21 protein-coding genes are annotated in these 23110 nt (G+C 35.1%); 7 read left to right on the forward strand and 14 right to left on the reverse strand.

The window, feature by feature from the left end; genetic code table 11:
- Nucleotides 1-12 precede the first annotated feature (12 nt).
- From rpoB to pgk, 7 genes are all read right to left on the reverse strand, one after another.
- On the reverse strand, nt 13-4041 hold the full coding sequence (gene rpoB / locus A9G35_RS03555) for a DNA-directed RNA polymerase subunit beta (RefSeq protein WP_065635703.1): 4029 nt from the start codon (nt 4039-4041) through the stop codon (nt 13-15).
- 247 nt (nt 4042-4288) lie between these two features.
- Nucleotides 4289-4657 (reverse strand): 50S ribosomal protein L7/L12, encoded by a 369-nt coding sequence (rplL, locus tag A9G35_RS03560; protein ID WP_065635704.1) that lies wholly within the window; start codon nt 4655-4657, stop codon nt 4289-4291.
- 58 nt (nt 4658-4715) lie between these two features.
- On the reverse strand, nt 4716-5213 hold the full coding sequence (rplJ, locus tag A9G35_RS03565; protein WP_065635705.1) for a 50S ribosomal protein L10: 498 nt from the start codon (nt 5211-5213) through the stop codon (nt 4716-4718).
- A gap of 231 nt (nt 5214-5444) precedes the next feature.
- Nucleotides 5445-6146: a 50S ribosomal protein L1 gene (gene rplA / locus A9G35_RS03570; RefSeq protein ID WP_065635706.1), complete on the reverse strand. Its 702-nt coding sequence runs from the start codon at nt 6144-6146 to the stop codon at nt 5445-5447.
- Between the two features lie 3 nt (nt 6147-6149).
- Nucleotides 6150-6578: a 50S ribosomal protein L11 gene (gene rplK, locus A9G35_RS03575; protein WP_034884321.1), complete on the reverse strand. Its 429-nt coding sequence runs from the start codon at nt 6576-6578 to the stop codon at nt 6150-6152.
- Nucleotides 6579-6764: 186 nt separating this feature from the next.
- On the reverse strand, nt 6765-7844 hold the full coding sequence (gene fbaA, locus A9G35_RS03580; RefSeq protein ID WP_065635707.1) for a class II fructose-bisphosphate aldolase: 1080 nt from the start codon (nt 7842-7844) through the stop codon (nt 6765-6767).
- Between the two features lie 73 nt (nt 7845-7917).
- Nucleotides 7918-9081, reverse strand: a complete 1164-nt coding sequence (pgk, locus tag A9G35_RS03585) for a phosphoglycerate kinase (protein WP_065635708.1) — start codon at nt 9079-9081, stop codon at nt 7918-7920.
- A gap of 225 nt (nt 9082-9306) precedes the next feature.
- Here pgk and rpsT point away from each other — a divergent pair, with 225 nt between their 5' ends.
- The 4 genes from rpsT to dtd all read left to right on the forward strand — a co-directional run bounded on the left by rpsT (nt 9307) and on the right by dtd (nt 11622).
- On the forward strand, nt 9307-9570 hold the full coding sequence (gene rpsT / locus A9G35_RS03590; RefSeq protein ID WP_065635709.1) for a 30S ribosomal protein S20: 264 nt from the start codon (nt 9307-9309) through the stop codon (nt 9568-9570).
- A gap of 130 nt (nt 9571-9700) precedes the next feature.
- Nucleotides 9701-10327, forward strand: coding sequence for an SPOR domain-containing protein (locus A9G35_RS03595; RefSeq protein WP_065635710.1), 627 nt, complete (start codon nt 9701-9703; stop codon nt 10325-10327).
- Nucleotides 10328-10337: 10 nt separating this feature from the next.
- Nucleotides 10338-11180, forward strand: a complete 843-nt coding sequence (locus tag A9G35_RS03600; protein ID WP_065635720.1) for a virulence factor BrkB family protein — start codon at nt 10338-10340, stop codon at nt 11178-11180.
- 7 nt (nt 11181-11187) lie between these two features.
- Nucleotides 11188-11622 carry a D-aminoacyl-tRNA deacylase gene (gene dtd, locus A9G35_RS03605; RefSeq protein ID WP_065635711.1) on the forward strand — a complete coding sequence of 145 codons (435 nt, stop codon included), beginning with the start codon at nt 11188-11190 and terminating at the stop codon, nt 11620-11622.
- Between the two features lie 92 nt (nt 11623-11714).
- Here dtd and metA read toward each other — a convergent pair whose 3' ends face one another.
- The 7 genes from metA to A9G35_RS13390 all read right to left on the reverse strand — a co-directional run bounded on the left by metA (nt 11715) and on the right by A9G35_RS13390 (nt 19915).
- A complete protein-coding gene (gene metA / locus A9G35_RS03610; protein WP_065635712.1) occupies nt 11715-12647 on the reverse strand; it encodes a homoserine O-acetyltransferase MetA in 933 nt (310 codons plus the stop codon).
- 191 nt (nt 12648-12838) lie between these two features.
- Nucleotides 12839-13651 (reverse strand): peptide ABC transporter ATP-binding protein, encoded by an 813-nt coding sequence (locus tag A9G35_RS03615; protein ID WP_065635713.1) that lies wholly within the window; start codon nt 13649-13651, stop codon nt 12839-12841.
- 22 nt (nt 13652-13673) lie between these two features.
- Nucleotides 13674-14663, reverse strand: coding sequence for a peptide ABC transporter ATP-binding protein (locus tag A9G35_RS03620; protein WP_065635714.1), 990 nt, complete (start codon nt 14661-14663; stop codon nt 13674-13676).
- A gap of 2 nt (nt 14664-14665) precedes the next feature.
- A complete protein-coding gene (locus A9G35_RS03625) occupies nt 14666-15526 on the reverse strand; it encodes an ABC transporter permease subunit (RefSeq protein ID WP_065635715.1) in 861 nt (286 codons plus the stop codon).
- Nucleotides 15519-16355 (reverse strand): ABC transporter permease subunit, encoded by an 837-nt coding sequence (locus tag A9G35_RS03630; RefSeq protein WP_065635716.1) that lies wholly within the window; start codon nt 16353-16355, stop codon nt 15519-15521. The genes A9G35_RS03625 and A9G35_RS03630 overlap by 8 nt, the downstream gene beginning before the upstream one ends.
- Nucleotides 16356-16532: 177 nt before the next feature.
- Entirely contained in the window at nt 16533-19223 is a 2691-nt protein-coding gene (gene rne, locus A9G35_RS03635) for a ribonuclease E (protein ID WP_065635717.1), read from the reverse strand.
- A gap of 530 nt (nt 19224-19753) precedes the next feature.
- Entirely contained in the window at nt 19754-19915 is a 162-nt protein-coding gene (locus A9G35_RS13390; protein WP_176701378.1) for a hypothetical protein, read from the reverse strand.
- Nucleotides 19916-20603: 688 nt separating this feature from the next.
- Here A9G35_RS13390 and syd point away from each other — a divergent pair.
- The 3 genes from syd to A9G35_RS03650 form a co-directional block, all read left to right on the forward strand.
- Nucleotides 20604-21137, forward strand: a complete 534-nt coding sequence (gene syd, locus A9G35_RS03640) for a SecY-interacting protein (RefSeq protein WP_065635718.1) — start codon at nt 20604-20606, stop codon at nt 21135-21137.
- 130 nt (nt 21138-21267) lie between these two features.
- Nucleotides 21268-22443: an amino acid aminotransferase gene (locus A9G35_RS03645; protein WP_065635719.1), complete on the forward strand. Its 1176-nt coding sequence runs from the start codon at nt 21268-21270 to the stop codon at nt 22441-22443.
- 163 nt (nt 22444-22606) lie between these two features.
- Nucleotides 22607-23110: lyase family protein (locus A9G35_RS03650; protein ID WP_255305938.1), on the forward strand; the 504-nt coding region annotated here is incomplete at its 3' end.

Below are 23110 nucleotides of genomic sequence, written 5' to 3' on the forward strand. Positions count from 1 at the left end.
AGTTAGCAAAAATTACTCTTCATCTAACTCTATATTTATACCTAGCGAACGAATCTCTTTTAATAGTACATTAAAGGATTCAGGAATCGCAGGTTCCATACGATGATCACCATCTACAATATTTTTATACATTTTAGTACGCCCATTCACATCATCTGATTTAACCGTTAACATTTCTTGTAAGGTATAAGCGGCACCATAAGCTTCAAGTGCCCACACTTCCATCTCACCGAAACGTTGACCACCAAATTGAGCTTTACCACCCAATGGTTGTTGAGTAACCAGACTGTATGAACCAGTAGAACGAGCATGCATTTTGTCATCAACTAAGTGATTCAATTTGAGCATATACATATAACCTACAGTAACTGGACGTTCAAATTTTTCACCTGTACGACCATCGTACAAAGTAATTTGGCCAGAAGTTGGTAGGTCACCCAGCTCAAGTAATGCCTTAATTTCTCGCTCTTTAGCACCATCAAATACAGGTGTTGCTAATGGCATACCATTACGTAAATTTTGTGCTAAAGTCATCACTTCTTGATCAGTAAATTCTGCAACATTAACTTTTTGCGCAGCACCTAAACCAAGATCATACGCTTTTTGAATAAATTCACGTAATTTAGCTAATTCCTGCTGTTCTTTTAGCATAGCATCGATCTTCTGACCAATACCTTTAGCAGCCATACCCAAATGAGTTTCTAAGATCTGACCGATATTCATACGAGACGGAACACCAAGTGGATTCAATACGATATCAACTGGACGTCCTTTATCATCATATGGCATATCTTCAATTGGGTTGATTTTAGAGATAACCCCTTTGTTACCATGACGACCCGCCATCTTATCACCTGGCTGAATCTGACGTTTAACCGCTAAGTAAACTTTCACAATTTTGAGCACCCCAGGTTGTAAATCATCACCTTGAGTGATCTTCATGCGTTTAGCTTCTAGTTTTTTGTTAAACTCATCTTTGATCTCGTCATATTGTTCAGCAAGCTGTTCTAATTGAGCTTGTTTATCTTCATTCGCGATACCGATTGTTAACCATTTTTCACGAGGTAATGCATCTAATTTATCTGCTTTAATTCCACCTGAAATTAATACATCACGGATACGAGCAAATAAAGCAGCTTCTAAGATTTTTAGTTCTTCTGTTAAGTCTTTTCGCGCTTGTTTAAGTTGCATCTCTTCGATTTCTAGTGCACGTTTATCTTTTTGTACACCATCGCGAGTAAAGACCTGAACATCAATAACCGTGCCTGAAACCCCATTTGGTACACGCAATGAAGTATCTTTAACATCAGATGCTTTTTCACCAAAAATAGCACGAAGTAATTTTTCTTCTGGTGTTAGTTGAGTTTCACCTTTAGGTGTTACTTTACCAACAAGAATATCACCGCCTTGAACTTCAGCACCAATATAGACAATACCTGATTCATCAAGCTTAGACAGTGCTGCTTCACCTACATTTGGAATATCGGCAGTAATTTCTTCTGCACCTAATTTAGTATCTCGAGAAATACAAGATAGTTCTTGAATATGAATCGAGGTGAAACGGTCATCTTGTACCACTTTTTCGGAAACTAAAATAGAATCCTCAAAGTTATAACCATTCCATGGCATAAATGCCACGCGCATATTTTGGCCTAATGCTAATTCGCCTAAGTCGGTAGATGGGCCATCAGCAAGCACATCACCACGCTCAACTTTTTCGCCTAATTCTACACATGGAATCTGATTGATACATGTATTTTGGTTAGAGCGAGTATATTTAGTTAAGTTATAAATATCTATGCCTGTTTCACCTGCATATATTTCATCAGCATTAACATTAACCACGATACGTGATGCATCAACATATTGTACTGTACCACCACGACGTGCAACAGCAGTAACACCCGAGTCAACAGCTACCGCTCGTTCCATACCTGTACCAACAAATGGCTTTTCAGCTTTCAACGTTGGCACTGCTTGACGTTGCATGTTCGCACCCATTAAGGCACGGTTCGCATCATCATGTTCTAAGAATGGAATTAATGAAGCACCAACAGATACAATTTGTTGCGTTGATACGTCCATATAATGGATTTGCTCAGGACTATATAAACCAGACTCACCACTTAAACGACAAGTTACTAGATCTTCTTTAAAACGACCATTTTCATCAAGATTTGAGTTAGCCTGTGCAATGACAAATTCACTTTCATCGATCGCAGATAAGTAATTAATTTCATCAGTAACAACACCATCAATAACTCGGCGATATGGTGTTTCTAAGAAGCCATATTCATTAGTACGGGCATAAACAGCTAATGAGTTTATCAAACCAATGTTTGGACCTTCAGGTGTTTCAATTGGACATACACGACCATAATGGGTTGGATGTACGTCACGAACTTCAAATCCTGCTCGTTCACGAGTTAAACCGCCTGGACCTAATGCAGAAATACGACGTTTATGCGTAATTTCAGATAGTGGATTATTTTGATCCATAAACTGAGATAGCTGACTTGAACCAAAGAATTCACGAATCGCTGCTGAAATTGGTTTTGCATTAATCATATCTTGTGGCATGAGTGAATCAAGATCACCTAAAGAAAGGCGTTCTTTCACAGCGCGTTCAACACGAACTAAACCAATACGGAATTGGTTTTCTGCCATTTCACCAACGCTACGGATACGGCGATTACCTAAGTGATCAATATCGTCGACTTCACCGTGACCATTACGAATAGCAATTAATTTCTTCATCACGTCAACGATATCATCTTTCGTTAAGACGCTTTCGCCTTCAATATCGTCTCGTCCTAAAGAACGATTGAATTTCATTCTACCAACTGCTGATAAATCATAACGTTCATCAGAGAAGAATAAGTTATCAAATAATGCTTCAGCAGCTTCTTTTGTTGGTGGTTCACCAGGACGCATCATACGATAAATTTCAACTAACGCACCTAATCGATCGCGTGTTGAATCGACATTTAATGTTTCAGAAATAAATGCACCATGATCTAAATCATTAGTGAATAATGTTTCTATTTTTTTATATCCAGCATTAGATAATTCAACTAATAGTTCTAATGAAATTGGTGTATTAGCAAATGCGATCACTTCACCAGTTTCTTCATTAATATAATTTTTAGCAAGAACTTTATTGATAATATATTCAACTGGAACATCAATTTTGCTAACTTTATCTTTTTCTAATTCACGAATATGACGTGCAGTAATACGACGACCTTTTTCAGCATATATTTTGCCTTTTGATTCAATATCAAATAACGCTGTATCACCACGCAAACGTTCAGGAACAAGGTCCATCTTCAATTTAGATTTGCCAATTTCAAAATTGGTTTTTTCAAAGAAGATATCTAAAATTTCTTCAGTTTCATAACCTAAAGCACGCAAAATAATTGTTGCTGGAAGCTTACGACGGCGGTCAATTCGAGCAAAAAGATTATCTTTAGGATCAAATTCAAAATCAAGCCAAGAGCCACGATAAGGAATAATCCGAGCATTATATAAAACTTTCCCAGAAGAGTGCGTTTTACCTTTATCACTATCAAAGAACACACCTGGACTACGATGTAATTGTGAAACAATAACGCGCTCAGTACCATTGATCACAAATGTACCATTATCTGTCATTAAAGGAATTTCGCCCATGTAGACGTCTTGTTCTTTAATATCTTTTACTGTTCCTTCTGGTGCATCTTTATCATAAATAACTAAACGTAATTTTACGCGCAATGGTGCTGAGTAAGTGATCCCTCTAATTTGACATTCTTTAACATCAAACACAGGTTCGCCCATTTTAAAGCTCACGTATTGTAACTCAGCGTTACCACTATAACTTTTTATCGGAAATATTGAACGAAAAGCGGCTTCTAAGCCATATTGACCTTCTGGATCTTGCTCAATAAATTTCTGGAACGAATCAAGTTGAATAGAAAGAAGATACGGTATATCCAAGACTTGTGGACGCTTACCAAAATTCTTACGAATTCGTTTTTTCTCGGTATAAGAGTAAACCATTAGTTCCTCAACTTGCTTATCTGCTATTTTAGCATGATTAAATATTCATCAGGGATACTATCGATAACTGATAACACCTGACACCTTATCGAAAATATCTATAAATATCAATTGATTAGGCTTAATAAATATACTATTTCTTTATTACTTTTTATTGATAATCTTAAAATAAAATTCTTTAACTTATTACAGCGCAAAAAGGCTGGAGGTATAAAACCACCAGCCAATTGTTGTGTTGTCGATAAACTTATTTAAGTTCAACAACTGCACCTGATTCTTCAAGCGCTTTTTTAAGTTCTTCAGCATCAGCTTTGCTAACGCCTTCTTTAACTGTTGCTGGAGCTGATTCAACAAGATCTTTCGCTTCTTTAAGACCAAGACCAGTTGCACCACGAACTGCTTTGATTACAGCTACTTTGTTAGCACCAACATCTTTTAAGATTACGTCGAATTCAGATTTTTCTTCAGCTGCTTCAGCTGGACCTGCTGCTGCAACTGCAACAGCTGCTGCTGCAGAAACACCAAATTTTTCTTCCATCATTGATACTAGTTCAACAACGTCCATAACAGACATTTCAGCAACTGCATCTAAAATTTGTTCTTTAGTGATAGACATAATATAGTTTCCCAAATTTACATTTTTTAATTAATAAAATTCACAATCAAACTGCCAATTAAGCAGCTTCTTTTTGATCGCGAACCGCTGCAAGAGTACGAACCAATTTGCCAGCTGCGGCTTCTTTCATGGTTGACATCAAGCGAGCTAATGCTTCTTCATATGTAGGTAATGTTGCTAAGCGATCAATGTTCGCTGCAGTAATTAACTCACCTTCAAAGGCTGCGGCTTTAATCTCAAATTTATCATTTTCTTTAGCAAACGCTTTAAAAAGACGCGCTGCAGCACCTGGGTGCTCATTTGAAAATGCAATTAGAGTTGGACCAACAAACGTATCTTTTAAACACTCGTATTGAGTGCCCTCAACAACACGGCGTAATAGCGTATTACGAACAACACGCATATAAACACCCGCTTCACGAGCAGATTTACGTAATGCAGTCATTTTTTCTACAGTTACGCCACGAGAATCAGCGACAACTGCAGATAGCGCACCTTTGGCGATTTCATTAACTTCAGCAACAATTTCTTGTTTATTTTGAAGATTTAGTGCCATTGGTATTGCTCCTGGATTATACTAGGCAAAAGCCTAGACCTATTTTAACTAGCTACAAACGTAACTAGCACAACCACGATGAGCAGAAACCTTCTATTATATCTTATCAGGCTCTGTCACCGTCTACGTAGGAAAATTAAGCAGTCAAACTTCAACCACACCTACGGTCTTGGACGGGGTCTGGTTAAGGCCAGACACCAACCGATTTCTCTATTTAATTATAAATAATAATTAAACAGTTGCATTTAATGTTGCTTGATCAATAGCAACACCAGCACCCATTGTAGTAGAAAGGCTAACTTTCTTAATAAATACGCCTTTAGAAGAGGCTGGTTTTGCACGTTTCAATGCAACAAGTAACGCTTCTAAATTTTCTTTAAGCTTATCTGCATCAAAATCAGCTTTACCGATAGTAGTGTGGATAATACCATTTTTATCATTACGGTAACGAATTTGACCAGCCTTAGCATTTTTTACAGCTTCAGCAACATTAGGAGTTACTGTGCCAACTTTAGGGTTTGGCATTAAACCACGAGGCCCTAAGATTTGACCTAATTGACCAACAACACGCATAGCGTCAGGTGATGCAATAACGACATCAAAATCCATTTCGCCTTTTTTGATTTGATCTGCAAGATCATCCATCCCCACTAATTCTGCACCAGCTTCTTTAGCAGCTTCTGCATTTGCACCTTGAGTAAATACAGCTACGCGTACGCTACGACCTGTACCATGTGGAAGTACAATTGCACCACGAACATTTTGGTCTGATTTGCGTGAATCAATACCTAAATTAACCGCAACATCGACGCTTTCAGTAAATTTAGCCGTAGCTAATTCTTTTAATAAAGCTATCGCTTCGTTGATTTCATATTGTTTAGTTGCATTTACTTTTTCGCGGATAAGTTTAGCTTTTTTAGATAATTTAGCCATGAATTAACCCTCCACTTCCAAGCCCATTGAACGAGCTGTTCCTTCAATAGAACGCATCATCGTTTCAATGGTAGCACCATTCATATCTGCAGCTTTTAATTCAGCGATTTCGCGAATTTGAGCACTCGTTACTTTACCTACTTTTTTCTTATTAGGCTCACCAGAACCAGACTTGATTTTAGCCGCTTTCTTTAACAAAACAGCTGCTGGAGGTGTTTTAGTTACAAATGTAAATGAACGATCAGAATAAACTGTAATTACAACAGGAATTGGTAATCCTTTTTCCATGCTTTCTGTTTTAGCATTAAATGCTTTACAGAATTCCATGATATTCACACCATGTTGACCAAGTGCTGGACCAACTGGTGGACTCGGATTTGCTGCACCAGCTGCAACTTGCAACTTGATGTAGGCTTGTACTTTTTTTGCCATTTTAGTTTCCTTTGCTCGGGTGCGAACGCCTCTATTAATAATAGATATTAATAAATAGACAGCTCCCCTAAGTTAAATGAGGGCGGAATTATCCTATAATCCAATTAAAAATGCAAGATTTATTTGAAATAGGATAAATCAAAAGCAGAGCAATAGCTCTGCTTGAGTTTAAATAACTAAAATAAATTACAGAACATTGACTGCATTAAGTTCTTTAAATGCTAGCTCTAAACGCTCAATTAAAGAATCTTGTCCTTTACGTAACCATACTCGAGGATCATAGTATTTTTTATTTGGCGCATCCGCACCTTCAGGGTTACCTAATTGACCTTGTAGATATGCTTCGTTTGCTTTGTAGTATTCCAAAATACCTGACCAGTTAGCCCATTGGGTATCAGTGTCAATATTCATTTTGATTACACCATAACTTACTGCTTCAGCGATTTCTTCTGGCGTTGAGCCTGAACCACCATGGAATACAAAATTCAATGATTTAGCTGGTAAACTAAATTTTTCAGATACATATTTTTGTGAATTATCTAAAATTTTTGGTGTTAGCTTAACATTACCTGGTTTATAAACACCATGTACATTACCGAATGATGCAGCGATAGTGAAACGAGGACTAATAGCGCTTAAACGTTCATAAGCATATGCCACATCTTCTGGTTGAGTGTAAAGTGCTGAGCTGTCCATATGGCTGTTATCAACACCATCTTCTTCACCACCAGTACAACCTAACTCTAATTCTAATGTCATTTTCATTGCCGACATACGAGCAAGATATTGACAACAAATATCAATATTATCTTTTAGTGACTCTTCTGAAAGATCAATCATATGAGATGAAAATAATGGTTTACCTGTTTTAGCAAAATGAGTTTCACCTGCATCCAATAACCCATCAACCCATGGAAGTAATTTTTTAGCACAGTGATCAGTATGAACAATAACTGGAACGCCATATTTTTCAGCCATAAGGTGAACATGTTTTGCGCCAGAAATTGCACCTAAAATAGCACATTCTTGCCCTTCTAATTTTAAGCCTTTACCAGCAATAAATTGAGCACCACCATTAGAAAATTGAACAATTACAGGAGATCCTACTTTTGCAGCTGTTTCAATAACAGCATTAATTGTATTTGTATCAACACAGTTAACCGCAGGTATTGCAAAATTATTTTCACGAGCGATTTGAAATACTTTTTGAACATCATCACCAGTTACTACACCAGGTTTAACAACATCAGAAATCTTAGTAGACATTTTTTTACCTATAAATTTATTTATAAAAACTAAAGGATGAGCAATTGGTTCATCCTTTTACTGAATTTAAATATTACGCTTTTGCTCGATCTTCTAACATCGCAACAGCTGGTAGTTTCTTACCTTCAACAAACTCAAGGAAAGCACCGCCACCAGTTGAAATATAAGAGATTTTATCTTCAATACCAAATAGATCGATTGCAGCTAATGTATCTCCACCACCAGCAATTGAAAAACCTTCGCTATCTGCAATTGCTTTCGCTACAATTTCAGTACCACGACGGAAATTAGGGAATTCAAAAACACCTACCGGACCATTCCATAAAATGGTTTTAGCATTTTTGATAATATTTGCTAATACTTCGGCTGATTTATCACCTAAATCAAGAATTTGTTCATTTTCTTTAACATCTTTAACTGATTTTTCAGTCGCTGTTGCTGTTTCACTAAATTCTGTTGCAACACGTACATCAGTTGGAACTGGGATTTCACAGTTAGCCATCAACTTTTTAGCTTCAGGGATTAAATCAGCTTCGTAAAGTGATTTACCTACGTTGTAGCCTTCTGCTGCAATAAATGTGTTGGCAATACCACCACCGACAATAATTTGATCTGCAATTTTTGAAAGCGAATCAAGTACAGTTAATTTAGTTGATACTTTTGAACCAGCAACAATTGCAACCATCGGGCGGGCAGGATTATCTAAAGCCTTACCTAACGCATCAAGTTCAGCGGCTAATAATGGGCCAGCACAAGCCACTGGCGCAAATTTACCTGCACCATGTGTTGAAGCTTGAGCTCGGTGAGCAGTACCAAACGCATCCATCACATAGATATCACAAAGCGCTGCATATTTTTTAGATAAAGTTTCATCATCTTTACCTTCACCAACGTTAAAGCGGACATTTTCAAGAACAACTAATTCGCCTTCTTTAACATCTACACCATTAAGGTAATCTTTTACTAAACGAACAGGAAATGATACATGTTCTTTTAAGTAATCAACAACTGGTTGCAATGAAAACTCTGGATTATATTCACCTTCTGTTGGGCGACCAATATGCGAGGTAACCATTACTTTTGCACCTTTCTTGATGGCCTCTTCAATAGTAGGTAGTGATGCTTTAATACGCGCATCTGAAGTAACCTTACCATTTTTTACAGGCACATTAAGATCTGAACGAATAAATAAACGTTTTCCTTTTAGATCAAGATCTTGCATTCTAATAATAGACATGATACTTCCTCTTATAAAATATAAATAAATTAAAACTTTTTTTATTCTAACATAAAATTTCTTTTTAGGTTATAGACATTATTGGTTGAATGATAAACATTTATTATCAGCTAAAAATGACCAATTATATTTTTTTATACAACGGCATTGACAATAGAAAGAAAATCAGGCATATTTTGCCACCTTAATTAATATGTAATTTTTATCTAAATTTGGGAGTTGACTTTGGCTAATATCAAATCAGCTAAAAAACGTGCGATTCAATCTGAAAAACGCCGTAAACATAATGCTAGCAACCGTTCAATGATGCGCACTTATATTAAAAAAGTTTACGCCGCTGTTGCAGCTGGTGATAAACAAACAGCTGAAGTAGCATTCAAAGATATGCAAGCAGTTGTTGACCGTCAAGCGGCTCGTGGGTTAATCCACAAAAATAAAGCTGCTCGTCATAAAGCTAATTTAATTAAGCAAATCAAAGCATTAAGTTAATGGTTTTATTTATTATCTGTTAACTATCATAGTTAAAAAGAAATAACAAAAAGTGGTGTAAACCACTTTTTTTATTTGTATACTACATTATTATTTATGTAATTTTAATAAAAATAGAAGAGAGTCTATTGTGGTTCAGCGTGATTATGTTAGAAGAAAGAGCCAATCAAAAAAAAATAAGTCACGAAACAAGCCTAATTTAATGATGTTTTTGGCTATCATTATAGTTATACTATTTTCTGCTATTCTCTACTTTATTTCAAATAATACCCCCAAGAAAGTTATTGAAACGCCAAAAGCAAAAACTCAACCGCCTGCTATAACTCTTCCTGAGCAACCTCAAGAACGTTGGACATATCTTAAAGAATTAGAAACACCTAATGCAAATTATGGTGTAACATCAAACTCAATTGCTAATGAAAGACAACGAATTTTAGATAGCTTTGCAAATAACACTTATACGACTATGCCACCTTCTCAAGGTAGCACAACAACACAAAATCAGATAACAAATCCAGCTTCACAACCAACAACCGTTTCAAATAAATGGCTATTGCAGTGTGGTGCATTCAAAGATAAATCTAATGCTGATACACTAAAAGCTAAGCTTGCAATGACGGGGGTTCGCAGCAATATTATGTCATCAGGACAACTATATAAGGTTACAGTAGGACCATACGAAAGCAAAGAAGAAGCAAATAAGGTATTAAACTTATTAAATAGTAATGGGATTAATAGCTGTGTTATTTCTAACTAAACACAAGACAATGAAATCAGTTAAGCAAATACAAATCTTTATGAAAATGTTATGCGATCGTATAAACCACGATCGCTTAACAACATCTGCTGCAGGGCTTGCTTATACAACAATACTGGCTTTAGTACCTCTTATTACTGTTATTTTTTCCTTATTATCTGCTTTTCCTATGTTTGAAGAAGTTAGCCATTCATTGAAACAAATAATTTATAATAATCTTGTCCCTACAGCCAGTGATACAATCCAAAATTATTTAGAACAATTTATAACCAATACTAAAAAAATGACTCTTTTCGGTATAATTGGTTTAATCGTTACCTCACTATTACTTATCAACTCAATTAACACTACGCTTAATCATATTTGGAAAACCCAAAAAAAACGCTCTTTTATGTACAACCTAACCATATACTGGACGATATTAACCTTAGGTCCCATTTTAGTTGGGGCAAGCGTAGCTGTAAGTTCATACATATTCTCGCTAAAATGGTTTTCAGCAGCAACAACAAATACTTTTTTGCTTAGCAGTTTACCGTTTTTTATTTCTATATTTGGATTTTGGTTACTTTATAGCATTATTCCGACTGAATCAGTACCGTTAAAAGAGTCGATGATTGGTGCATTTGTTGCTGCAATATTATTTGAATTAGGTAAACGCACGTTTGCATTGTATGTGACTTCGTTTCCGACATATCAACTTATTTACGGTGTGGTATCCTCCATTCCTATCATGTTAGTTTGGATCTACTTTTCTTGGTGCATTGTTTTATTCGGAGCTGAATTTGCAGCAACGTTAACTGACTATAACCGAAAAAAAAAGCACATTATTAATAATCCTCCTTTATCAGAGTAATAAACTTATGATCGCCTTAATCCAACGAGTGAAAAAAGCTAGTGTTGTCGTAGACAATAATATTATTGGTCAAATCAATCAAGGGTTACTAATTCTACTCGGTGTTGAACAAGATGACGATGAACAAAAAGCAATTCGTTTATGCGAAAAGGTCTTAGGCTATCGTATTTTCAGTGATAATGAAGGAAAAATGAATTTAAATGTTAGCCAAGCTAATGGAGAAGTACTCGTTGTTTCTCAATTCACACTAGCTGCAGATACTAAAAAAGGAATGCGCCCAAGCTTTACTAAAGGCGCTAAGCCTGATGAAGCCAATAGGCTTTATCAGTTTTTTGTAGAACAATGCCAACAAAAAATAACAACTCAAACTGGTCAGTTTGCAGCCGACATGCAAGTATCATTGATTAATGACGGTCCTATAACATTTTGGCTACAAGTTTGATCATACAACCAAATACACATTTAGATACATGTCATAACTTATGAAATATTTAAAGCCTCATAGCTGCCTAGCTTACAAATTATCTTAATTTATTAATCATCAATGGTTAAATTACGAGTCGTCAAATCAAATGGTGTTAGTTGATAAACATAATAGTTAAGCCAATTACTAAATAATAAATAAGCATGACTACGCCAAGTTGCTTTTGGTTGTAAATCAGGATTATTATCAGGAAAATAATTTTCAGGAAGAGCGGGATGAATACCGGCTTTTAAGTCACGAAAATATTCATTAGCTAATGTAAATGAATCGTATTCAGGATGCCCTGTCACAAACGCCATACGTTTATCCGCCGTTGCCATTAAGTAAGGCCCTGTGATATCAGATTTTGCTAAAATAGTTAAATCGGTATAATTTTCAATTTTATCAATAGGAAAGTCAGCATATCGTGAATGAGGTGCTAAAAAACTATCATCAAAACCACGAGTTAAAATCGCATTAGGTTGAACAATTTGATGTTGATAAACACCCGACAGCTTATGTGCTCGTGTAAATTTAGGCAAATCATACAATACATTTAAAGCCGCTTGAACAGCCCAACAAACAAACATTGTCGATGTAACATGTTCTTTAGCCCAAGAAATAATCTCAAATAATTTTGGCCAATAAACCACATCAGAAAAAGCAACTTTACCTAAAGGAGCACCAGTTATTATCAACCCATCAAAATTTTGTTCTCGAATATCATCAAAATCACAATAAAAACTATTTAAATGCTCGGTGGGAGTATTTTTTGATTCACGTTGATCAATGCGTAATAACTGAATATTAATTTGTAAAGATGAGTTAGAAAGTAACCGCAAAAACTGATTTTCTGTCTCTATTTTTTTAGGCATTAAGTTTAGAAAAAGAAGCTTAAGTGGACGAATTTCTTGAGTATTTGCACGAGACGAAGTCATAACAAAAACATTTTCATTACGCAACACATTAACAGCAGGTAATGAATCAGGAATACAAATAGGCATAACAAAAGCTCCTAAACATAGTCAGTTATTTTAAACACCTAAAATAGACGTCTAGAAATCTATATAGCTAAATATAATTTGTTTTAAATCATTTGTCGAGATTTTTTTTGAGTAATAATAGATATGATATTTAAAATAAAATCATAACAATATCTAAATATATTATTGATGATTATCGAAACAAAAAGTGCTTAAAAAGCTCTAGTATCAGTGCGCCACGAATCGGCCGTCAATGCCTCGCCAAAGTAACTATTTATCAATTTTTGAGTAATATCACTTAACGGCGAAGCCAATACTTCAGCTGTATTACCATATTCAACAAGATCACCATTGTGCATAACTAAAATTTCATCACTAATATGTTTCATCATTCCAATATCTTGAGTGACATAAACATAAGAAATATTTTGTTCAGCTTGTAATGACAACATCAAATTCACAATTTGTGAGCGCATTGAAATATCTAATGCCGCTAAAGCCTCATCTAAAATGATCACTTTAGGTTTCAAAATCAGCGCTCTTGCCAATGCTACACGTTGTTTTTGTCCTGCTGCCATCACAGAAGGATAATAAGAGGCATGTTCGGGCAATAATCCAACTTGCTTTAATACATGACTAATTAACTTTTCACGTTCATTAACGTTATAATGAGTATGGCGTTTTAATGGAATTTCTAATAATTGTCCAATACGCAGTCTTGGATCAAACGAACTTTCTACATGCTGAAATATCATACGAATTAACTGGCAACGATGACTATAATCACCATACTCAACTTTATTACCATCAATCCAAATATCACCGCCATTAGGTTTTATCATACCTACTAACATTTTAGCTAAAGTCGATTTTCCTGAACCATTTTGTCCAATAATAGCTAGTGTTTTCCCCTCATTTAATGAAAAAGAGATAGGATTAACCGCATTAATTCGTAAATGACCAAAAAGCCCTTTAGGAATTTTAAATTGTTTAGATAAGTTACGCACTTTTAATATTGGATTCATTGGGTATTCCTATTATTTATGGTTACTCATCAGTATTTAATGGAAAATGACAGGCTACAAAGTGATCTTTTATTGGTATTAACTCAGGCGCTTGAATACATCTTTTTTGCGCATAAGGACATCTTGGCCCTAATCGACATCCAATAGGTAAATGTTCAAGAGACGGAATCACTCCTGGTAAAGTATTTAACGGACTTTTATGTGGCATCGCTTTACCAAAATCTGGAATTGCATAAATTAAAGCTTGAGTATAAGGATGATAAGGTGATTTAATTAGCTCTTCACTATCAGCAACTTCAACTGTTTGCCCACAATACAGCACGTTAATACGATCAGTCCACCTTGTCACCATCTGCAGATCATGGCTAATCAGCAAAATAGTCGTAACCATATTTTGATTCATGCTAGCCAACAATCTAAAAATTTGTGCTTCAGTTGTTGCTTCCATCGCATTTGTCGGCTCATCAGCAATAAGCAGCTTTGGTTGATTAGCCAGAGCAATTGCAATCATCACTTTTTGACACTCACCTTCTGTTAATTCAAATGGGTAAGATTTTAATATTTCCTTATGATGTTTAATACCAACACGATGTAACAGTTCAATAGCACGATTTTTACGCCAAAAAAACCTTTGCCACCAATGCCCTTTAAAAGTTCGGCTCGGTATCGCCTCAATCAGTTGTTGGCCAATTTTCATTGAAGGATCTAAGCAAGATTGTGGCTCTTGAAATATCATCGAAATATTATCACTAATAACTTTTCGACGCTGTTTAGGTGTTAACTTTAATAAATCAATATTATCAAAATAAAACCGATCAGCTGAAATTTTCCAGTTATGATTAGTGACGCCTAAAATAGCTTTAGCAATAAGACTTTTTCCTGATCCTGATTCACCAACCAAGCCTCGAATTTCGCCTTCAGACAATTTCAAATTAACACGGTCAATCGCCCTCAAAAGACCATCTGGCGTAATAAACTCAATGGTTAAATTTCGAATATCTAATAGTGCCATAATTAAGTTCCTGCTCGACGGCCATACAATCCAAAATTGAACAAATAAACAAAAATAATTGTAGCAGACACCGCAATTCCAGGAGATAAAAAGGCTAAGTAATTAGTTGCAATAATATCTTTCATTTGAAACATCATCATACCTAAATCAGGTCGAGAAGCATCATTAGCAAAACCTAAAAAAGTTATCGTGGTAATAGATAAAATAATTGAACCAAATAATGAAACAATTTCGCTTAAATAAACAGGCAAAATATTAGGTAAAATATAATGATTTAAAATTGAAAATGATGATAAACCATCAAGCCTATAAGCTGTAATATAAGTTTTATTCCACTCATTGATAATGTTTTGATGGATGTTGTAAATAAATCGCGGTGTATAAGATAATCCAATTACCAACAACATATTAGTAATATCATCTCCTAACAATAAGCTAATTACAATCACACCAAGTAGTGGTGGCACAACCATACAAAATTTAAAAATAAATAATACAAAAGGCCGTATCAACGAAACAAAAAACATTAAATAATTAATTAACCCGCCAATAACAACGACATAAAACACCGTTTTTAAGGTCATTGATATAGTTGAACGGTAACCAATGAGTAAATAACCAAAAATATCTTGCCCTTTAGCATTTGTCCCTAATATATGATTGATATCACCATTAGGCCACCAAGCTGGAGGCAATAAAGCTGGATAACTAGGCTGTAAATGAGCCTGAAAAAACCATCTAGTTGATAATGCCACAAAAGTAATTGCCAATATGCCATAAAAACCAATAATTAAGTAAAAATTACTATGCAATCGGTTAAAGCATAAATTGATACTTTTAAATAACCTTGCTCGCCTAGACATAATGTTCCTTATGACGCAAAGGATAAATAGCTACAGCCGAAATTTCCCCTAATAATGTCAATAAGCTAATGACAGTACCACAGGCTAAAATAGCAATAGAAATAATAAAATAATTATGATGATGATAAGCAATCATCACCCATTGCCCAAGTCCTACTCGATTAAACAAAATTTCAATAACCATCGTTGAAAATAACAACGTTGTTGTATTATACGTCAGCTGTGGAATAATTGCAGGAATGGAGTTTGGTAATAAATGCCGACGTAAGATTCTAAAGGGTGATCGCTCACGAATTATCGCCATTTTTATGAAATTTTGCCTTGATGTCCTTTTTACACTCTCGCTAACGAGTTGAATAGTCATAATACTTGGTTGAATAGCTAAAATAATGATTGGTAAAAGCAAATAATGAAGCTGTTCAAATAACAGGTGCCATTTAACTGTTTTTGATGAAACAAAAAGTTCCAATAACGAAGTTCCTGCCACTGATGGTGATATATTGAAATTCATTGATAATGACCAAGTTGGTGATAACCAATACATCACGATAATAACAAGCATAACGATAGGACAAGAATATAATAATAAAGCCCCTAAGCGAATCGTACTATTTAACCAATTAATATTGCTTAAACCAAGAAACACACCTAAAGGTAACCCAATAAATAATGCAACTAATAAAGCAAGAATGCACAGTTCAAATGTCGCTAATAATGTATGAAAAAACGGGACTGTTTCCCCTGTTAATAATCTAAATTGACCTTGTAGTAACTGCTTAAAAAAAGCATTATAGGCATCAATAAAATTTAAATTGTGAAAGTTAGACATTGAATGAGGGGTAAAATAAACTAAACAGAAGCTAATCTGAGCTAGTACGCAGATAATAAATAAAAACGTAACTACTTTCTTGAAAATATAGATAATCATTGTTTATCTTTATTGATATGATAAATAAACAAAACACGGCAACATAAAAATATCACCGTGTTTTGATTTATCTATTGATTAATCCGGTATCACCGGTTTACTTGCTGCGGCATATGCATGATCTTGCGCACTTAAACCACCAGCATTACCTTTACCTTCAAAACAATAATCTGATTCCTCTCGTGGTTTTACCCCAATATCAGAAGTCACATATTCTGGTGCGGGAGCCTTAGCCATTGCTGATGAAGAATAACCTATTGATTTAAAATCATTAACTCCTAAATTTACCTCGTTGCTATTTTTTTCGCCATTTTTAAGATCTTCTTGAGCATTTGTAGAATTATTAAACACCTCATCAACTATGACAATATCAGCGCTGTGGCCATTTACGTCCTCTTCATTTTTGACAATAACAGGAAGTAAAAGTGAAGGAATAACAGGTGTCACAATATTTGGAGCACCGTTTGTTACTTGACTGTAATCAACAACAACGCGACCTAATGCTAATTCTAATGATGCTGCAGCAAACTCTAATGGCATTGGCGACTGTTTTAGCTCTACACTACGAACACGGCGTTTATTACGCTGGCCATTCATTCGTAAATGTCTTGATGTTCGACGCTGACGTTTTGGTTGAGCTTCAGATAAAATATTGTCTTGAGTGTGTTTAGAAACAATAATTGGTACCAATAAAGAAGGAATAATTACTCTTTCTTCTTGAGCTTGCACTGTTGTATCAGTATTTTTTACACGGACACTTTTAGCTAATGTGCGTTGTTGGCGCCTTGGTTTAATTTCTCGTTGCTTTTGTTGTACTATTTCTTCAACAACTTTATCTGATTTTAGGTTATTTGCTGAACTTGACGAATTAGTATTTGAAACACTATTTTGTTTAGTTCTGCGATTATTATTTCTACTTTGCTCTTTAGCTTCATCAATATTACCCGTTGTTGTAACAACATTAGTGTTGTTAGTGGCACTATTGTTTCGGTTATTGCGCTGACGTCGATTATTTGAACGTTGATGATCTCGTCTTTTAGTTGGTTTTGGTTTAACTTCTGGTTCAGGTTCTGCTTTTTCTGTGACAAATAATTTACGTAATTTGCCTAATAACCCACCAAAAAAACCTTCTGACTTTTTGTTTTTTGAATCTGTTTTTTCTTTTGTAGCAACCGATACTTCGACTTTAGGGCCAGACAATGCCGCTTGTTCAACAATCACTTCAACAGTTTGTTCTTCTTCCTCTTCTTCAAGTTCACGAATCAGTTTTGGAAGATTATAACTCAACACATCAGTCTCTTCACCTGCACGTTTACGAATGACTTTATAGAGCGGCGTTTCCATTTTTTCATCACTAGCAATCACAATTTTTACATCTGGATGCATCCGTTCAATATTGGTAATCGCACGACGTTTTTCGTTGAGTAAATAGCTCGCAATAGGTACTGGAACGATAACATCAATTTGCACAGTATTATCTTTCATCGCTTCTTCTTGAATTAATCGAAGAATAGAAAGAGATAATGAATTATTATCACGAACAGTACCTGTACCTTGACAGCGAGGACAAATATGATGCGTCGCTTCGCGTAATGAAGGACTTAAACGTTGGCGTGACATTTCAAGCAGACCAAAACGTGAGATACGCGTAGTTTGAATACGTGCACGATCGGTTTTCATTGCTTCTTTTAAACGATTTTCAACTTCGCGCTGATTACGAACAGGTGTCATATCAATAAAATCAATAACAATCAATCCACCTAAGTCACGCAAACGTAATTGACGTGCAATTTCTTCAGCAGCTTCAAGATTGGTATTAAAGGCTGTCTCTTCAATATCACTACCACGAATTGACTTAGCCGAGTTGATATCAATTGCTGTAAGTGCTTCAGTTGTATCAATAACAATTGAACCACCAGATGGTAAACGGACTTCTCGTTGGAATGCCGATTCAATCTGTCCTTCAATTTGGAAATGGTTAAATAAAGGCACATCGCTCTCATAAAGTTTAAGGCGACTAACATACTCAATACGTCCTAAATCAGCTAAACGCTTTTTAGCAATTTCAAGTACTTTAGGATTATCAATTAAAATATCACCCACATCATCACGCAAATAATCACGGAACGCACGGGTAATAATATCGCTTTCTTTATGAATTAAACTTGGAGCAGGATGTTTTTTAGCTTCGTTTAAAATTGCTGTCCAATAATTAACTAATGCATCTAAATCTTGTTGCAACTCTTCTTGGCTTTTACCAACACCAGCGGTTCGAGCTATAACGCCCATACCTTTGGGTTTTTCAATCGTATCAATAATTCGTTTAAGATCGACTCTCTCCTCACCTTCTATACGGCGCGAAACGCCGCCAGCGCGAGGGTCATTAGGCATCAACACCAAGTAACTACCTGCTAAACTAATATAGGTGGTTAAAGCTGCGCCCTTTTTCCCGCGGATTTCTTTTTCAATTTGAACAAGAACTTCTTGGCCTTCTTGTAGATGCTTAATACTACGACGGCCTGAAATATTAGATGGGAAATAACTTTCCGCAATCTCTTTTAACGGCAAAAATCCATCACGCTCGCCACCATAAGAAACAAAAGCAGCCTCTAGGCTTGGATTGATTTTAGTAATTTTACCTTTATAAATATTGGCTTTTTTTTGCTCATGCCCAAGGCTTTCAATATCTAAATCATACAAGCGTTGGCCATCAACAAGCGCAACACGCAGTTCTTCTTGCTGGGTTGCATTGATTAGCATTCTTTTCATTATTCTACACTCTTCATTAATCTTAATTAACTATAGGCAGAATCTTATTATTAATAATAAATGAATATTTTAACAATGATAAATAACGAAACTTAATTAAGCTCAATACAGCATTCATTATTTTATTTATGTTATTTTTGTTATTATTTTATGTGAATCCAGTATTGTTTATACAATATCTATACAAAGTTTTAGATCATCATGATACTCAAAACCTTTGTACAATTTTTGAACCACCATTAATTATATAATTAATTCATATTATTGTTATAATTAATTTGTAAACTTCAGTTCACTTATCTACTTTAGTTGACAAACTAAAACTTCATATAATTGTTTAAAATAAACATATTATTTAATGATAATGACTCTACTTACGCTATTTTATTTTCTGATAAATTGTAATGTCTAACGCCATTGCTGCATTACAAGGATAAAAAATCACTGCTTATTATTAACGTTTCAGCAAAGGATAGCAAGTAAATTAAGCGCACTATTTTACATCCGGCTAACGAGTTACTTCTTATTGTTTATACTGCACGATTAAAATGGCTCTCTAAAAACTCATAAGGCGTTTTTCCTAAAATCGCTTTATGTGGTTTAACCGTATGATAAAAATTAATCAAAACGTTGAGCTTTTGTTTTCTCTCTTTTGAATCGTTAAATATTGGTTGGTTATGCCGCAACTCCATTTAAAGTTCGTATCACGCTTTCGGCTTTTCCATTAATTTCTGGGAAGGTGATTTTTGCTTGATATGCCGGTTATCACACAGTTTATCTAAATAAATCAATACAGTATAAATTTTGTTAAAAAGTTTCAGGAGTGTACTACGTTTATGTATAAAATCATAAAAATCAAATAGATAAAAAAGGTGGATATTCTCTAGTTTGCCGCTTCGTTTGATTTTTCAGTAAAAGTAAATCTTTGCTATCAACCCGTAGTATTTTGCTTGGATAAGTTTTGTTATCGCCTTTAGCTTGCCCTTTTAATTTGTCTTCAATTAGATTTTATATTTTAATCAGATAGTTAACACCCTAACGAATGGTTTTATAACGTTCATTTTTACTACTTAAAGGGACAAAAAACTTCCGTCGGCTTTTTTTAGCACGTTATAAATGGTCTGGCAACCATAATGCACTGAGCCAAATAAGTAACAGTTACTTTTCTTTATGCTATCAGCACTCTATCGCTTGTCTGCGATAAGGCGTTAATTTTGTTTTTTTTATGGATATTTATTACAGTAGTTTTCAAATTACTGTAAATAGCACGAAGAGTTCCTACATTTTTAATTAAAAATAAGGTGTTAATAAACTGGTGCACCTTTTATCTTAATTAGTATAATAACTATTAATAAAAGCAATAAGAGACAAAATCACCTTATGGATATCCAAGATAAAACTGCCCTAATTGATTTTACTTCGCGTTGGATCGAGCAATTTGACGATGCACCACAAAGTGAAGAACTACACGCTATACCTTCACCTTGCATTCTAAAAACGGAACAATTAACTGTATATTGGCAACCTTTTTTATTAACGCCACCAAGATCCTTAACTATCGTTGAACAACTTGTTGGCATTACGCTACACCCTAGTAGCCATGTTTTTTATGGCACACAATATGCAGGCAATATGACAGCTAAGTTTAACAACATTAATTTAGTTTTAATTCAGCCTTGGAATGATGATGATTTTTCAAATTTAGAACAAAATTTAATTGCTCATCTATCACAACAAAAAAAGTTACGGCTTACACCAACGGTATTTATTGCCTCGACTGATGAAAGTACCGAAATCATTAGCTTAAATAACCTAACAGGTGAAGTGGTAAAAGAAGATCTTATTACTGGAGAGTTAACAGTATTAGCAGATGATTTACCACAATTTTTACAGCAACTTGTTGCAAATTGTTAAAAAATAGCATGCTAAAAAATAAGGATAATTTATTTAAAATTTTTTTAATAGATTGTCATTATCAAAATTGTAACTTACAAAATAATGTGTATATAATGCGCTAAAAGTCATTAGATCAGATAGGTGAATTATGTTTGAATATTTAACAGCAGCTCCAGCCGATCCCATTTTAGGACTAGCCGATCTTTACAACAACGACGAACGCGCCAATAAAATCAATCTTAGCGTGGGCGTGTATAAAGATGAAACGACCAAAACACCTATTTTAGAAAGTGTAAAAAAAGCCGAACACTTTTTATTAACTAATGAAATATCAAAAAGTTACTTACCAATTGATGGTGACATTGCATTTAATATAGCAACCCAACAGCTACTTTTGGGTCACGAAAATGAGCGAGAAAGAACAGCTCAAGCGCCAGGTGGAACAGGTGCTTTACGCATAATGGCAGACTTTTTAGCTCGCAAAACAAAGGTAAAACGTGTTTGGATAAGCAACCCTTCTTGGCCAAATCACCGCAGTGTATTTCAAACAGCAGGGCTTGAAGTTCGTGAATATCAATATTACAACCCTGAAACTCACAGCCTTAATTTTGATGCCATGATGAACGATTTAAGCCTTGTTACTACAGGTGAGGCAGTGCTATTCCACGGCTGTTGTCACAACCCAACAGGTATTGATCTAACACCTGAGCAGTGGCAAGCTATCTCGGATCTAGCCTTAAAAAATGGTTGGCTACCATTATTTGACCTTGCTTATCAAGGTTTTGGACAAGGTATAGAAGAAGACGTCTACGGCTTAAGACTCTTTGCTCAAAATCAACCTGAATTACTCATTGCCAGTTCCTATTCCAAAAACTTTGGTCTTTATAACGAACGTGTTGGCGCGTTTACTTTAATTGCTGCCAATAGTGAAATTGCCGATCGAGCCTTTAGCCAAGTAAAAACGATTATTCGGGCTAACTATTCTAATCCTCCTGCCCATGGTGCTAAAATCGTCTCTCACATTTTAAATAATGAAGAACTAAAAGAAGAATGGATTAATGAATTAACCAATATGCGCCAACGCATTCACCGTATGCGCCAACTATTTGTTAAAACCTTACAAGATAAAGGGGCTAGTCAAGATTTTAGCTTTATTGTTAAACAAAATGGCATGTTTTCATTTAGTGGTCTAAATGAAGAACAAGTACTCAAATTACGCAACGACTATGGTATCTATATTGTTAACTCAGGACGGATTAATGTTGCTGGTATGACATTAGATAATATGTCTAGACTTTGCGAATCAATTGTTAAAGTACTATAAAAAATAAATATCAAATTAATCATCCTAAACTAACCAATAAACCACAGGCTTATTGGTTTTTTTATGCCATTTAGTTATATCAATAGGAAAACTGATTATTAGACGATAACACAATTATTATCAATAATTAATCAATAAATAAAAATTGATTAAGGATTGTTTTGTGGCATCACATGTTTTGGATTTTTTAGTTTTAGGAAATAACTTTAGCACTCCTGAAATGCGGTCAATATGGTCAGAACAGAATCGACTTGAGCAACAAGTTGCTGTTGAAGTTGCATTAGCCAAAGCCGAAGGTGAATTTGGAGTCATTCCGACCCAAGTGGCTAATACGATAGTCAAAAAAGCTAATGCGACTAAGTTATCTTTAGAGAAAATTGCCCAAGAAGCAGCCGTTGCACGGCATTCGTTAATGTCAACAATTAATGCTTTACAAAAGCAAGTGGGTGAAGCCGGTCAATTTATTCATTATGGTGCAACCACTCAAGATATTGTCGATACTGCAACCGTTTTACAACTTAAGCAATCATTTGCCATTATTGAACGTGACACCAAATTGGTGGCATGTGAATTAAAAAAATTAGCCAAACAATACCAATACTTACCTATGGCCGGGCGAACTCACGGCATGCAAGCACTACCGACAACCTTTGGTTTTAAACTGGCT

The organism is Gilliamella sp. Choc5-1, from assembly GCF_001690595.1.
Taxonomy (GTDB): domain Bacteria; phylum Pseudomonadota; class Gammaproteobacteria; order Enterobacterales; family Orbaceae; genus Gilliamella; species Gilliamella apicola_M.